Here is a 14,766-nt window from a genome sequence, read left to right as displayed (position 1 = left end):
TACACAATGGAGGGATGAAGATGATCTCCAAAAAAATGGATCAACAAGCAGCGAGTGCAATAAAATCTATCCTTCAAAAACTCAATATAAATAACTCTCGTGTATTGATTGACCTAGAAAAGCAAACAGTTGAAGCTCAGGAGGAAGATTGCTCCGTTGATGATCTTTTGGAGGCGGCCGGTTCATTAACGCCTGAACGAGGGAAAGAGCTCCTTGAAGAAGTCAATAGATCGCGTGAGGACTGGAATGCATGAGTAAAGGTTATCTCCTGGACACGAATATTGCGATTGCGATTCTTATTAACGAGATTAATGTTATCGATTTTGTTCAACAGGCTTCCCGTGATAAAATGCCAATTTATTTTTCTGCAATTACGGTTTCTGAAGTGTTCGCAGGATTAAAACACGAGGAACAACTTCGTGCAGAAAAGCTGTTTACTATAAAAAGATGTATCGATGTTACATCAGAAATTGCGAAGATTGCCGGAACGCTTCGCAGGGATCTTAAAGGTAAAGGACGTAAGTTAAAAACTCCAGATGCGCTTATTATTTCGACAGCGTTGGCTCATGAACTTACATTAGTTTCTAGAGACTCTGACATGAGCTTTGTCCAGAATGAATTGGATATTCCAATTTTAAATATTGAGTCAAATTAAGTGAAGCCGTCTCATCTACGATTAGTTGAGAGTCGGTTACACAACAGATAGATCAATTAGACAGGATGGACATCAACCCATTGTCTTTAATGCTATGCGGCCCACTCCGGGATCAGAGCAAAAAAGCCTCCAAAACCACAACTTGATGTGGATTTGGAGGCTTCTTTCCATCTATAAACTCGGGGCTACCTATGCCCCAACAGCAATATCTCCGCCCGCCTTACGCTCCTTGGCATACTCAGCTGTCGCTGTGAACAGCACATCCGAGGAAGAGTTGAGCGCCGTTTCAAACGAATCCTGCAGAACGCCGATGATGAAGCCTACGCCGACGACCTGAATCGCGATCTCATTGGGGATGCCGAATACGCTGCAAGCCAGCGGAATGAGCAAGAGCGACCCGCCAGCAACGCCTGAGGCACCTGCCGCAGCTATAGCGGACACGACGGAAAGAAGGAGTGCCGTGCCAAAATCGACTTCAATGCCAAGGGTATGGACAGCGGCAAGGGTCAGCACTGAAATTGTGACCGCTGCGCCGGCCATGTTAATTGTAGCGCCTAAAGGAACGGATACTGAATAGGTGTCCGAATCCAGCTTCAATTTTTCGCAAAGCCTCATGTTGATTGGAATATTTGCAGCTGAACTGCGGGTGAAAAAGGCCGTAATGCCGCTTTCCTTTAAGCAAAGTAACACAAGCGGATAAGGATTCCGGCGAATATTCGCATAAACAATTAACGGATTAACGATTAGCGCCATAAATAACATACAGCCAATTAGGATCAGTAGCAGCTTCCCATAATCGAGCAGGGAAGAGAGTCCGTTTGTAGTAATAGAGTTAAAAACAAGCCCCATAATGCCAAGCGGCGCCCACTGGATGACCCATTTTACGACTTGGGATATTGCATCGGATAAATGGGTGAGAAGGTCTTTGGTCTGGTTGTTGGCACTTCTTAAAGCAATGCCAATAACGACAGCCCAAGCGAGAATTCCGATATAGTTGCCGTTCATGAGTGCACTCACCGGATTATCAACGACGCTGAACAGCAACGTCTCCAATACTTCTGCAATCCCGTCGGGAGGTGTCAGTTCTGCGGAACCCGTGACGAGCGACAATTTCACCGGGAAAATAAAGCTGGCTATAACTGCGATCAGTCCGGCCAGAAACGTACTTAATCCATAGAGGACAAGAATTTCCTTCATATTCGTTTTTTGACCTTTTTGATGTTTGGTAATGGCAGACATTACGATAAACAGGACAAGCAATGGAGCAACTGCCTTCAAGGCAGATACAAACAGAGATCCAAACATGCCAATTACGGTTGCACTAGGAAGCAATAAAGCTAGAATAACACCGGCTATAATACCCACTAGAATTCGTTTTACCAAGCTCATCTGGTTCCATTTTAGTAGCAGTGCTTTCATTAGTTCCCTCCAGTTTAATCTTAAAATAACCTTCTTACCGAGCTCAGCCAAACGACATTTGTGTGATCCATCATCCTCTCCCTTCCTTTTCGTGTTATCTAACTTCGGTGAAAATTACGATTAATCCTTGTTTGAATTAATAGAATAGCCCAATTTTTGGTTAATTTTAAGAATTGATTTCACTTTTACGTGTGAATGCTTCACCGAATTAATATATCACATGAATGAAATCTCTGCCATGCCAACATTAGAGAATAAATAAGATCTCATTCACCGATATTTTCGGCTGTATAGGAACTCGATCATCGGCAACAGGATCATGGACAAGCCGAGCAGTGCTAGGAGGAAAACATTAACGTTGTTATTTATTAATTCGTCTAAAGCTACTGCTCCGAGTATGAGAACAACTAGAATTAAATAGCCTATTTTAGAGCTCTTTTCCGTAATTCGCTGGCCCAGCTCCTCTTCTTGCAAAATACCGTCTTTGTTATGCTTGCTTCCCCAAGTGATAGTGGAGAAGTACATCATTACCAAGGTGCTGATTGAAATAACTTCATTAAGTCCAACCTGCTTCCCAATGTTTAGCTTATAAATTGTAAATGCTATTACAACCAAAGCGGCTACGCACAATAGGATCGAAGCGATTTTTCTTGTGTTCATCTTGTTCATTTCCTTTCCGACAGAAAAAGTTCATCAACGGTAACTCCTAAATTTTTCGCAATATCAAAGGCTAACTGTAAACTAGGATCGTATTTGTTGTTCTCAACCGCATTAATTGTTTGTCGGCTAACATCGCAAAGATCAGCTAGTTTTCCTTGCGAGAAGCCTAGCCCTTCACGGAACTCCTTTATCTTATTGTTCATTCCTCTAACCACTTTTCCTGAGAGTGTAAAAGATATTTTACATCTTCAATGTATATAAATGATGAACATATGTCAAATGTGTTTTACATGTAGGATGTATTCCAGTACATATGGATGCAGAGAACACGATTCGGATAATCAATATTTTTAAGATGACAGGGATAATCATGAGTTCATCTTGATTGTTTGTTAAGGGGAAGGAGTCCTAGTAAAACCGACCATCGAAACAAGGAAGAAACCCCTTTGAAGACGTAGATTGTCTTCAAAGGGGTTAGTTGATTAGTACAGTAGTTTAGCATCTCCAATTACGATGTCAATCTGCCCACCGCTATTAGTCGAGCTCTCGAATTGAATCTGAAGTTTTAATACTCCGGTAAGATCTACGTTAATTTCGAGCGGAAGGTCGCCGCCTTTAAGTCCATCTTTACGGAAAATTTCTTGTCCATCTCCTAAGATGATTACTGTTCCTGTACTATTTGTATCCTTCGTAAAATCATCTATCCCTACAAAACCAGACAACCTTTTAAACTTACCATTTAAATTGGCTCAAAACTAAAATTAGTGGTTGAAAAATCGAAGTAAGCCTAACTGGGGATAAAAATGGAAAAACATCTGCAAATCCTGTATTGTTGAAAGTCCTACCCAACAACAAAAGAGGAAATGACAGATGCCACTACATTATATCAACGAACTTCTCGGATTACCAGAGTTACAACTCCATACAATCGTTTCCATAGACACCAAGGAAGTTCATTTAGAGGCATCGCCTGTTACGTATAAACAACCTTGTCCCGGTTGCCATTCCGAACAAGATGTGAAGCGTGATGGTCGTAATGCTTCGCGCAAGATTCGTCATCTAAGCATCTTTGGCAAAAAGAGTTATCTGCATGTGCCTTCCATTCGCATGGCTTGCACACGTTGCCAAATCAGCTTCGTTTGGATGTATGACTTTGTGGGTCCTAAACAGCGATATAGCTGGGCTTTCCGCACCCAAACGGTGGAACAAGCTTTTGGCTCTACAGCAACTCATAGCGCAAAAATGCAAGAAGTGCCTGTCAGTACGGTACAGCGCATGCATCAGGATGCCCTTCCAGCAGAAAGCAAACGCTTGACGGAACAGGCTTGGTGTGAAGCTCAAAACACTTCAGGGCTAGTACTTGGAATCGATGATTTTGCCATTAAAAAAGGACACACCTACAATACCGGTATTCACAACCTTCGCGGCGAAACGATGCTAGACTTGTTCCCGGGTCGAAAACTAGAAGCGTTGCGTGCGTATGCCAAGCAACATCCCGACTTTCTGGCTCTGAAACCCAAAGCGGTGGTGATGGATTTGGCTCAGGCGTATCACACGTGGATTCGCGAATGTTTTCCGAATGCAATCCGCATTGCAGATCGTTTTCATGTTCACGGTTATGTGATAGAAAGTGTCCAGGCCGTGCGGAAATCGGTCCAACACACGCTCGCACCACGAGCCAGGGCCATCCTGAAAAGCCACCATCATCTACTCAACCCGCCAGCCGAGACGTTGTCAGATAAAGGTAGGACTGAGCTCGATATCCTGCTTGGTTACTCTCCGCTGCTACGCCAAGTATGGGAATGGAAAGAAGCTTTTTCCCGATGGTATGACCATTCCCTTAATGTCCATGTTGCCTGTCTTGGCTTTCAGCGCTGGTGCCAGCAAGGCGAATCGGTGAATCATGATGCGGTGCGCAGCGCACTAAAAACCATGCGAAATTGGGAAGCGGAAATCGTGAACTACCATCGCTGCCGCTGGACAAATGCCACCGTAGAAGGACGACACAATCGCATTAAAGCTTATCAGCGCAGGCGCTATTTTATGCCTAATCAAACGTTCTACAAAGCAGGCATTTTAATTGAATGCAATCGACATCGTCTATCTGGTTGAAATGATCAACCGCTAGTTTTTAGCTTGAGCCTTTAAATTATAGTCAATTGAATTTTTTTCACCAGTGTTGTAACCCGAATCAAGAATGGAACCAATCCCATGTAAATATTGATTGCTCGCAATATTGAACTTCAGACCCGATGGGTATTTCCAATTCTTGAAATAGATACTTCCTTTTGAGTATTCATCCCCATCCATGCGTGCATAAGAAATCTCATCCAAGTATTTAAATTGGCCCTCTTTTTTCCCAATCCAAGCGGTTTTATTCTTGCCATCATAAACGAAAGCCTCTCCAACTCCCTGTGCCACGCTTTTAGCTGGAACATACAGCTGACCATTATAAATAATAGCTTGTGTCGTTTGTTTATGTACACCGTCAAACATCAGCTTCACATTTTCTAAAGCAACGCTAAGCTTTACATTGGTTGCGGCATAGGCTGATCCGCCGGCAATCATGCTTCCGAGTATTGCCCCAACAACTAAACCTTTTACTTTGTCTTTCATAAAGAATGATCCTCCAATTGGTTAAATTTACCTATGATAAATTCGACGAAATGCGCGACTAACCTCCTATTTTCCGCAAATATATTCATTAACGATATGATAATAGTCCTATGTATCTGCGAAAAGAGATCTTCCATCTCTCGCCATACATCCACCCTGTTCCATTCGTTCCGGCTATGACATGATAGCTCCAACAACAGACAATCACCTATAGAAGCGCGATGGCTGAGGTGAAATCAAGGGGGCTGTAAATATGATTGATACTAAAAAATGGACACAGATTGGAAGCGAGCTGGGTCGCATCGAGCGCGAGGAGAACGTCAGAATTCTCTACGTTTGTGAGTCTGGCAGCCGTGCCTGGGGTTTTCCTTCCAAGGATAGTGATTACGATGTACGTTTTCTCTATATCAGGCCGATGGAGTGGTATTTAAAGGTGCATCCGGGTCGGGATGTTATCGAACGTCCCATCAGCGACAGCTTGGATCTGAGCGGCTGGGACCTACGAAAAGCACTACAGCTTTTGGCCAAGTCCAATCCACCGCTCCTGGAGTGGTTATATTCACCAATCTGCTATCTGGAACGGGGCACCGTCATCGAAGGAATTCGCAAGGCGGCTCCAGGGCTGTACTCGCCTAAGTCATGTCTGCATCACTATCATAGCCTGGCCACGGGCAACTTTCGAACCTACTTGCAGAGCGATCGGGTAAGGTTGAAAAAGTATTTTTATCTAAAATTGCCGAGAATACTCCACCTTCTACAAGGTGGGGATGAATCGGCATTTTTTTTGGTGTAAAAAGCGAACATACGTGCTATAATTGGGGGGGATAAACGGGTCGGGAGTGATGGTTAAATGTTGCATCACAAGGCATTTCGCTTTCGAATCTATCCGACTCAAGAACAAATGATTCTGATTCAAAAAACCATCGGATGCGCCCGTTTTGTTTTCAATCACTTCCTTGGCAAATGGAATGAAGCTTATCAAGAAACAGGAAGAGGATTGACCTACAACACATGTGCAACTGGAATTCCGTCCCTCAAAGGCCTCTTTTCCTGGCTGAAAGAAGTGGACAGCATTGCCTTGCAATCCAGCGTTCGCAACCTGGCGGATGCCTTTGCGAGGTTTCACCAGAAACAGAATAAGATGCCTTGTTTCAAGTCGAAACGGAATCCCGTCCAAAGCTATACCACCAAATATACCAACGATAATATTACGATTGAAGGCAAACGTCTGAAACTCCCTAAGCTGGGATGGGTCCGCTTTGCCAAGTCCAGAGACGTGGACGGTCGAATTCTTTCGGCTACAGTACGGAAAAACCCAAGTGGGAAATACTTTGTATCGATTCTATGCGAACTAGAGATTGAGCCGCTTAGGGAACTGGAATCCATTATTGGCGTTGATCTGGGCCTCAAATCGTTTGCAGTGTGCAGTAACGGAGAAGTCGTTTCCAATCCCAAGCATCTGCGCCCATACGAAAAGAAGCTGGCCTTCTGGCAGCGCCGATTGTCGCGACGTACAAAAGGCGGCTCAAATTATACAAAAGCAAAGCAAAAGATGGCGCGTATCCATGAACAAATCGCGAGCTGTCGGCAGGATTTTTTGCACAAGCTGTCCACCAGGTGGATTCGTGAAAACCAAACGATCTGTCTAGAAGAGCTGCAAATAAGTCACCTGATGCAAAATCACAAGCTGGCCAAGTCGATCGGGGACGCCAGTTGGGCAACGATCCGTACCATGCTGAACTATAAGGCGGTTTGGTATGGCCGTCAAATCCAGACGGTGGCAAAGAGCTACCCATCCAGCCAGCTTTGCCATGTGTGCGGAAGCCGAAATCGCGAAGTGAAACAGCTGAGCCTGCGGGAATGGAGTTGTTCCGAGTGCGGTACCCATCATGATCGCGATCATAACGCCAGTATGAATATCAGACAAGAAGGTCTGCGACTATTGGGAAATCCCAACTGAACTGCGGGAACCGCAGGGATCGCTTGCTAATAAAGGGAAGGGTTGCTTCTCTGTTCGCAAGAATCCCCCACCTCCACAGGTGGCGGGAGCGTTCAAGTGCTGCGCTCAACGCTCGCTTGTCAGTGGTTAGAGGAGCGAGGCAGTATACCGCCAGTTGAATTTCAACAGTTGACGGAAGCTTTATTGCCGGACGGGAGTGAGCTAAAGCATGTGGTGGATGAGCTGCTGTTCCGCAAAAGAAGCGGGGAGGAGTTGGACAACGAGCCTCCAATCCCAATTCTTCAGGATTATCTCGCTGAGCGATTGGCGTATTACACGCAGCTTGCGTCGGAGCTTCCGGCAGTAGCGGGACCGAATTCCGTTCAACTGGACGATTGGTTCCTAAGCGCGCTGCGCGAGAGCTGGTCCTTTTCGGTAAACTGAAATTCAACGGCATGAAAATTTCATCCCATAAATAATAATAATGAGCTAAATTTTTACTGCAATTTTCCGATAGAGAACAGAGGGAATTGCAATAAGGGTCTGCATGACAAAAAGAATATCGGAGGATTAAAAATGAAGAAATCGGTATTGGCCGCTACGGCGGTGCTCGCTCTGCTGCTGTCTGCATGCGGTAATCAAGCGGGTTCCAATGAGGCTGCCGGTAGCAGCACGAATAAGGAAACTCCTGCTTCGGGCGAGGTAAGCCCGGCAGCCAGCCCACCGGCGAGTCCAGCGGCAAGTGCTTCCGGAAAAGGCGGCATTGAAGTAGATAAGGGAATCCTGAACCATGAAATTACGCTGCCTGCTTCCATGTTCACGGGACAGGATATTGATGCCGTGGTCGAACAGGCCAAGAAGGATGGCATTGATGAAACGGTCAAAAATGCGGATGGCTCCATCACTTATAAGATTTCGAATAGCAAATATAAGGAAATGATGGACAGCATGAAGCAGGCTCTTCTGCAGTCCGTAGAGGATGTGAAGAGCGGAGAGAACTTCAAGTCAATCAAGGACGTGAAGCATAACGACAGCTTCTCCGAGTTTACGCTCATTGTGGAGCAAGAAGTTTATGAAGGCAGCTTGGATAGCTTTGCCGCTATGGGTCTTGCGCTGCCGGCGATGTATTACCAGCTGTTCTCCGGCGCCAAGCCGGAAGACTACAAGGCAACGATCAAGCTTCAGGATGAGAAGTCGGGCAAAGTTTTTAATACGATTGTGTATCCCGACGCTATGCAAAAATAACGAATCGTCGCTTCGCCGACTGAGCCTATTGTCCGATCTCCCGATCTGTAAGCCTGTATCTAGGGCTCAGAGCCGGATTTTGGACGATAGGTTTATTTTATTTTCCGGCAGAGGCATTTTTCTTGACCTTGGCATGGTTTTCACTCCTGACAGATTCAACGTCACGATGTACAATTAATGCATCAGCAGATTTGGCCGCTGTTAAGTCCGTGCAGTCCTTTCTTTTCAAAATTGCAATCGAGGGGAGAGTCTCACTAATGTCTAACTTGCTTAAATTTCGCGAGGACGGAACGTTTAAAATCGTCCAGTTCACCGACTTGCATTGGCAGAACGGGAACGAAGAAGACCAACTGACCGGAGCTCTGATGGAGCAGGTACTGGATGCGGAGAAGCCCGATTTTGTCGCATTTACGGGTGATATCATTTATGGGCTTGGCTGCGACGATCCTTTGAAAGCGCTTCGACAGGCGGTCGAGCCAGTCGTTTCCCGCGGTATCCCATGGGCGGGCGTACTGGGCAACCACGATGCCGAGAGGAATACAAAAGCCACTCGCGAAGAAGTGCTGCAGGGCCTGATGGCTATTCCAGGCAGCCTGACAGGGCATACGCCCGGTATTACCGGGTATGGCAACTATGAGCTTGCGGTGCAAGGCCGCGATGGCAATGTTGCCAGCGTGCTCTATTTCCTCGACACTGGCGAATACTCGCCTATCAGCTCGGTTGTGTCGGGTTACAGCTGGCTGCGCCACGATCAGATCGACTGGTATCGCAAAACGTCTCGCGGTTACACGGAGAGCAATGACGGCAATCCGCTTCCATCACTAGCCTTTTTCCATATCCCGCTTCCCGAGCACGATGAAGTATGGCAAAAGGGCGGCTGCCGCGGTCAACGGCACGAGGATGTATGCTGTGGCAAGGTCAATTCTGGCTTTTTCGCCTCTATGGCGGAGATGGGCGATGTAACGGGTGTGTTCACCGGACATGATCATGTCAACGATTACGCAGGCACGATGTTTGGAATCACGTTAAGCTACGGGCGCGCCACCGGTTATCATACGTACGGTAGGGAAGGTTTCCCGCGTGGAGCGAGGATTATTAACCTGACGGAAGGCCAACGGACATATGAGTCTTGGCTGCGTCTGGATGACGGCACGGTGGACCGTCAAGAGCTTTTGGAAGAAAAGGAAAGCACACTGTCAGAGGCATAGTTTCCATGAAAACGAGCAGCTGGATCGGTTTTTATGGAATCGATACCAGATTGCTTGAAAAGCCGAATGCCTACAACGCAAAAACCATCCTTACAGCGAACAGGTCGCTGCAAGGATGGTTTTTTTGCTTGGCGCTGGAGATGCAGCAGCCGTTGATTATACGACGCCTTGTGCAATCATGGCGTTAGCTACTTTTTTGAAGCCGGCGATATTCGATCCCGCTACGAGATTGCCCTGGAAACCGTACTCTTCGGCAGCTTCCAGGCTGCTGCGGTAAATATTCGCCATTATATCTTTCAGCTTGTTGTCCACTTCCTCGAAACTCCAGGACAGACGCATGCTGTTCTGAGCCATCTCGAGCGCGGAGACGGCAACTCCGCCGGCATTGGCTGCTTTGGCCGGACCGAACAGCACGCCTGCGCTCAGCAGCAGATGAACGGCATCCAGCGTGCACGGCATATTGGCTCCCTCGCCGACAGCCAGCAAGCCGTTTGCTACGAGCAGTTGCGCCGCAGCTTCATCCAGCTCGTTTTGCGTAGCGCATGGCAGTGCGATTTCGCAAGGGACGGTCCAAATTTCGGTGCTACCGGTACGGTAAACCGCTCCGGGATGATAATCAATGTAGTCGCTGATTCGTCCGCCATCGACCAGTTTGATTTGTTTGACCGTATCCAGCTGTATGCCTTGCGGATCGTAAATATATCCCGCCGAGTCGCTGCAAGCGACGACAATTCCGCCGAGCTCCTGCGCTTTTTGGATGGCAAAAATCGATACGTTGCCGCTGCCGGACACGACGATCCGGCGTCCGCTGAGGTCCAGACCGCGCGAAGCCAGCATTTCCTGCACAAAATAAATGCAGCCGTATCCAGTTGCTTCGGTACGTCCGAGGCTACCGCCGTACCCAACGCCTTTGCCGGTAAGCACTCCTGGCTCATTCCCGCCGCGGATTCGCTTGTATTGCCCGAACATATAACCGATTTCCCGTGCGCCGACTCCGATGTCTCCTGCGGGTACATCTGTATCGGGACCTAAATATTTATGCAGCTCGGTCATGAAGCTTTGGGTAAAGCGCATGATCTCCATATCGGACTTGCCCTTTGGATCAAAGTCCGAACCGCCCTTGCCGCCGCCGATCGGTTGGCCGGTCAGTGCGTTCTTGAATATTTGCTCGAAGCCGAGGAACTTGATGATGCTTGCGCTCACCGTGGGATGGAAGCGGATGCCGCCCTTGTAAGGGCCAAGAGTGCTGTTGAACTGAACGCGGAAGCCGCGATTCACTTGAACTTGCCCTTGATCATCCACCCAAGGCACACGGAAGCTGATCAGCCGTTCCGGTTCGACAAGCCGTTCCAGAATCGCATGTTTGCGATATTCAGGGTGCTTGGCAATGACTGGCTCCATGCTTTCAAAAAACTCCTGCACCGCCTGATGAAATTCCGCTTCATTCGGATTGCGGCGGACAACCGTATCGTAGACAGAATCAATGTAATCCCGCACTTCTGAATCCATAAGGATGGAATGGCTCACGATCAAGTTCCCCCTTCGTTTTGTATTCTTCTACCTAAACTTTGCACTATTATAGAGTCAGATGAGGATTATATACCAATTACATCTTTTTTAGTGGTTGATAAAAATAATTTATGATGCATAAAAATACCCTTTGCTTCATCGAAGCAAAGGGTATCAATAACAGTGAATGAGCTAGCTGAAACCTGAGGCTTGTCCGTTTTACAGCAGTTCTTTACGCAGCTCTTCAGGCGACTTCGGAGAGAGCAGGCCGAATGGAATATCGAATACGGTACGGGCGCCGCTTTGTCCTTGTTGTTTGAGACGGTAAGCCGACCGTGCGTAGGCTACTAGAACGCTCGCGGTGAATTCAGGATTGCTGTCGAGCTTGAGGCTGAATTCAACGAGTTGGCGCGTGCCATCGCCAGTTTCACCGCTGCGGATGACAAAGCCGCCATGCGGCATGCCGCTATGATCGCGAGCCAGCTCCTCCTCGGAGATGAACTCTACTGTAGTGTCATAATCGGAGAAATAGTTCGGCATGGAGACGATCGTTTCCCGGATGGCTTGCTGATCCGCGCCTTCTTCAGCTACTACGAAGCATTGACGCAAATGTTTGTCCCGCGTGGACAGCTCCGGCGTCTCGCCGCCACGGATTTGGTCAATTACAGCCTCAACAGGAACCGTGTACTGTACGCCAGCTTTGACACCCGCCACGCGGCGGATTGCATCGGAGTGGCCCTGGCTAACGCCTTTGCCCCAGAACGTATTAGTCGTTCCTTCCGGCAGAATGGATTCAGCCAGCAGGCGGTTCAGAGAGAACAGACCAGGGTCCCAGCCGGTCGAGATGACGCTAACATGGCCGCCGCTTTTAGCTGCAGCATCTACTTGCTCGTAGAATTCAGGAATTTTGGCATGGGTATCAAAGCTGTCCACCGTACTAAACATCGACGCCATTGCCGGTGTCTGCTCCGGCAGATCCGTTGCCGAACCGCCGCAGAGAATCATGACGTCGATGCGGTCCAGGTACACTTCCGCGCGGGAGATTGTTTCGAACAGCACCTCGCCGGAGGCGGACTTCATCGTCTCAGGCTCACGCCGGGTAAAAACGGCAACAAGCTCCATATCGGGGTTTTGCTGGATCGCTTTGTGGACTCCTTTACCTAGGTTTCCGTATCCTACAATGCCAATTCTTACTTTTGCGCTCATGTTGTTGCCCCTCTCCATAGTAGCCTAGATTAATAGCAGGCTTATTATAGGAGGATAATCTAGTAGACAACTGACGTCAAATGTAAGATTACGGAGGGGGTGTTCGGGCCTATTATCATGCAGCCTATCAGGCCAGGGTTAATTTTATTGTCGAAATAGTAGAAGAAAATGGCTGCGCTGTGCAGGATCATCGGGGCGTGCTTCTCCTCTTGATTTGATTTGATTTGAATAGGGTTTGAACTCGGCTTTCGCGGGCAACGCAACTTTTTTTGTACGATTTATCGTATAAAATCCGGCTTATAGCCGCCTCTTTTCAACACTTTGTATGATAAAACATACAAAGCCGAGCTCTCGTCGCCTATGCCCAGCCATTTTGAGTGATTTATCGTACAAAATCCAAAAAATCAGCACAGCCCGAATACGGGTTGAGTGAAAAATCATACAAAATGTGCATGCCCTCATCAATACGAGACTGACTTAATTACGACTTAGGCCTATCTAAGCCGCAGTTGCCCCGACAAGGCTGAAACAGGCGAAGGGAGCAGTTGTAGAATCACCCTCACTTTCTCGCCGGGAGCCTCATCCGAATCACCGTCCCGTATCCCTCTTCGCTTTCGATCTGCACCCCGTAAGAGGGGCCGAACAGTAAGCGGATTCGATCATGAACATTATTAATTCCAATGCCGGATAAACGGTGTTTTTTCTTCTCTTTTACATCTTCCATTGTGCTCGGCATGCCGATGCCGTCATCCATGATTTCAATGGTCAATTCATCGTCAAGCTGCCTAGCGAACAGATGGATATTGCCGCTGGAATGCCCCGGAAAGGCATGGAAAAATGCATTTTCTACAAACGGCTGAATAATCAGCTTGGGAACGAGAAGCGGCAAACATTCTTCGGCAATTTCATAGTGTACTCTGAACTGCTCTCCATACCGAATCTGATTGATGAATACATAATGTTTCAGCGTTTCGATCTCGGCTTCAAGGGTAATCTGATCCTCGGTTGAGCCGAGCGTGCTTTGCAGCATGGAAATCAGGCTGTTGATTGTTTGATCCACCTGATCCGAGCGATGCATTTTGGCGAGGTACTTGATCGAACTCAGCGTATTGTACAAAAAATGCGGATTAATCTGCATCTGCAGCGCATTGAGATCGGCTTTCCGACGCTCGTTCTGTTCATAAACCAGCTTATCGGTGTACTGGTCAATCTCTTTGATCATGCGGTTATAGGATTTGGTCAGCACATTCGTTTCATAACCGCCGCCTTCCTGCAGAGGATGAAACTTCAGATTATCTCCTTTTGTCGATTGCATCGTTTTCACCAGCTTGTACAGAGGCTGAGTAATCCGTTTGCTGAATGAGTAGACGAACAGCAGGCTGATAACAAGCACGACGCCGACCACTTTGAATATTTCAGATGATATTTTGTACAGAGGCGCAAAGGCGGTTAATTGATCAATCTCTTCCAGCAAATAAGCATCAAACTGGGGCAAGTAGTATGAAATATATGTCTGCTTGTTATCACCGTCGGACCAGATGCCGCTTTGCTGCTGACTAGCTCTCTTGGCGTTGCCCAGCAGGGGAATGTTCTGCTTGTTAATGGATTCTTTTATACTGCTGGAGAGCACCGTTCCACTAGAGGAGATCAGTGAAATCGTAATTCCTTCAGAGACATAAGGTTTGTACTTTTGCGCGATATTGAGCTCGTCCATGACCACGACAACATACCCGTACATCCAGTTGTTGCGGTCAATTAACGGCTTGGTGGCGAACATGTAATTGCTGTAGCGAACCGTTTCGTTGAACAAATTGGAGCTGCCGTTGTACCGAATCGTATTGGGAATCGCTCCATCAACGGTCATATAGGTAGAAACAATATCTTGAGGGATTTTATCCCACTTCAAAGAGTTACTGGAATAATGCCTGCCGCCTGTGCCTGGAAGGGCCGAAACGATAATATGGGAATTTTCCGGACTTAAATAATCCTTGTATAAATCGATATATTTGCCTAAAGCAAGTACGAGATTAGCTTGCTCTAGCGATGTGACGGCAGGTTTTGTGATGTAATTTTTAAACTCTTTGCTGCGATTGATTTGGATCATCATATTGACGACTTCAGTGTTGTAATTGACTAGATCATCCTTAGCGAGCTTCATGTTGGCGGAGGCGCTTTGCACAACTTGATTCAGCAGAATCCGCTCCGAGATGGACGAGGAAGCCAGCATCAAGACAAACGACAGGATCAGAATGCCAGAGAGCATGAGGATCACGATTTTGATAAAAATACTGTTCTTTCGCAGCATGCCT

14 protein-coding genes and 2 pseudogenes are annotated in these 14,766 nt (G+C 47.2%); 8 read left to right on the top strand and 8 right to left on the bottom strand.

All coding sequences use genetic code 11. The features are described from left to right. The first annotated feature begins 20 nt into the window (after positions 1-20). The gene (locus CGZ75_RS13040) at positions 21-254 is read left to right on the top strand and encodes a hypothetical protein (protein ID WP_089524759.1); all 234 of its coding nucleotides are present in this window, start codon (positions 21-23) and stop codon (positions 252-254) included. Continuing rightward, positions 251-655 carry a type II toxin-antitoxin system VapC family toxin gene (locus CGZ75_RS13035; protein WP_089524758.1) on the top strand — a complete coding sequence of 135 codons (405 nt, stop codon included), beginning with the start codon at positions 251-253 and terminating at the stop codon, positions 653-655. Before CGZ75_RS13040 ends, CGZ75_RS13035 begins: the two co-directional genes overlap by 4 nt. Before the next feature lie 189 nt (positions 656-844). Here the strand turns inward: CGZ75_RS13035 and sstT are convergent, their stop codons facing one another. From sstT to CGZ75_RS26480, 4 genes and pseudogenes are all read right to left on the bottom strand, one after another. Continuing rightward, positions 845-2,074: a serine/threonine transporter SstT gene (gene sstT / locus CGZ75_RS13030; RefSeq protein WP_089524757.1), complete on the bottom strand. Its 1,230-nt coding sequence runs from the start codon at positions 2,072-2,074 to the stop codon at positions 845-847. 270 nt (positions 2,075-2,344) lie between these two features. Then, positions 2,345-2,734 carry a hypothetical protein gene (locus CGZ75_RS13025; RefSeq protein WP_089525857.1) on the bottom strand — a complete coding sequence of 130 codons (390 nt, stop codon included), beginning with the start codon at positions 2,732-2,734 and terminating at the stop codon, positions 2,345-2,347. Between the two features lie 5 nt (positions 2,735-2,739). Continuing rightward, a complete protein-coding gene (locus CGZ75_RS13020; RefSeq protein ID WP_089524756.1) occupies positions 2,740-2,937 on the bottom strand; it encodes a helix-turn-helix transcriptional regulator in 198 nt (65 codons plus the stop codon). 279 nt (positions 2,938-3,216) lie between these two features. Continuing rightward, a pseudogene (locus CGZ75_RS26480) lies at positions 3,217-3,468 on the bottom strand (NPCBM/NEW2 domain-containing protein); the annotation flags it as partial. A gap of 136 nt (positions 3,469-3,604) precedes the next feature. Here CGZ75_RS26480 and CGZ75_RS13010 point away from each other — a divergent pair. Next, a complete protein-coding gene (locus tag CGZ75_RS13010; protein WP_089524754.1) occupies positions 3,605-4,846 on the top strand; it encodes an ISL3 family transposase in 1,242 nt (413 codons plus the stop codon). A gap of 12 nt (positions 4,847-4,858) precedes the next feature. On the opposite strand, the gene CGZ75_RS13005 is transcribed toward CGZ75_RS13010, so the two are convergent. Beyond that, entirely contained in the window at positions 4,859-5,350 is a 492-nt protein-coding gene (locus tag CGZ75_RS13005; RefSeq protein WP_089524753.1) for a stalk domain-containing protein, read from the bottom strand. 253 nt (positions 5,351-5,603) lie between these two features. Here CGZ75_RS13005 and CGZ75_RS13000 point away from each other — a divergent pair. From CGZ75_RS13000 to CGZ75_RS12980, 5 genes and pseudogenes are all read left to right on the top strand, one after another. After that, positions 5,604-6,089, top strand: a pseudogene (locus CGZ75_RS13000) (nucleotidyltransferase domain-containing protein); the annotation flags it as partial. Positions 6,090-6,200: 111 nt separating this feature from the next. After that, positions 6,201-7,310 carry an IS200/IS605 family element RNA-guided endonuclease TnpB gene (gene tnpB / locus CGZ75_RS12995; protein ID WP_089524751.1) on the top strand — a complete coding sequence of 370 codons (1,110 nt, stop codon included), beginning with the start codon at positions 6,201-6,203 and terminating at the stop codon, positions 7,308-7,310. A gap of 96 nt (positions 7,311-7,406) precedes the next feature. Continuing rightward, positions 7,407-7,733, top strand: coding sequence for a DNA polymerase beta superfamily protein (locus CGZ75_RS12990; RefSeq protein ID WP_176444827.1), 327 nt, complete (start codon positions 7,407-7,409; stop codon positions 7,731-7,733). A 132-nt stretch (positions 7,734-7,865) separates the two neighbouring features. Next, complete coding sequence (locus tag CGZ75_RS12985; protein ID WP_089524749.1) at positions 7,866-8,534, top strand: hypothetical protein; 669 nt, start codon at positions 7,866-7,868, stop codon at positions 8,532-8,534. 257 nt (positions 8,535-8,791) lie between these two features. Beyond that, positions 8,792-9,742: a metallophosphoesterase family protein gene (locus CGZ75_RS12980; RefSeq protein WP_089524748.1), complete on the top strand. Its 951-nt coding sequence runs from the start codon at positions 8,792-8,794 to the stop codon at positions 9,740-9,742. Positions 9,743-9,898: 156 nt separating this feature from the next. Here CGZ75_RS12980 and gdhA read toward each other — a convergent pair whose 3' ends face one another. The 3 genes from gdhA to CGZ75_RS12960 all read right to left on the bottom strand — a co-directional run bounded on the left by gdhA (position 9,899) and on the right by CGZ75_RS12960 (position 14,762). Further along, a complete protein-coding gene (gene gdhA, locus CGZ75_RS12970; RefSeq protein WP_089525856.1) occupies positions 9,899-11,251 on the bottom strand; it encodes an NADP-specific glutamate dehydrogenase in 1,353 nt (450 codons plus the stop codon). Between the two features lie 219 nt (positions 11,252-11,470). Continuing rightward, on the bottom strand, positions 11,471-12,457 hold the full coding sequence (locus tag CGZ75_RS12965; RefSeq protein WP_089524746.1) for a diaminopimelate dehydrogenase: 987 nt from the start codon (positions 12,455-12,457) through the stop codon (positions 11,471-11,473). A gap of 559 nt (positions 12,458-13,016) precedes the next feature. Beyond that, positions 13,017-14,762, bottom strand: a complete 1,746-nt coding sequence (locus CGZ75_RS12960; RefSeq protein ID WP_089524745.1) for a sensor histidine kinase — start codon at positions 14,760-14,762, stop codon at positions 13,017-13,019. Between the last annotated feature and the right edge of the window lie 4 nt (positions 14,763-14,766).

It is taken from the genome of Paenibacillus herberti, assembly GCF_002233675.1.
In the GTDB taxonomy this organism is placed as follows: Bacteria; Bacillota; Bacilli; order Paenibacillales; family Paenibacillaceae; genus Paenibacillus_O; species Paenibacillus_O herberti.
The sequence above is the reverse complement of the archived record's forward strand: the minus strand, read 5'-3'. Positions and strand labels throughout refer to the sequence as shown.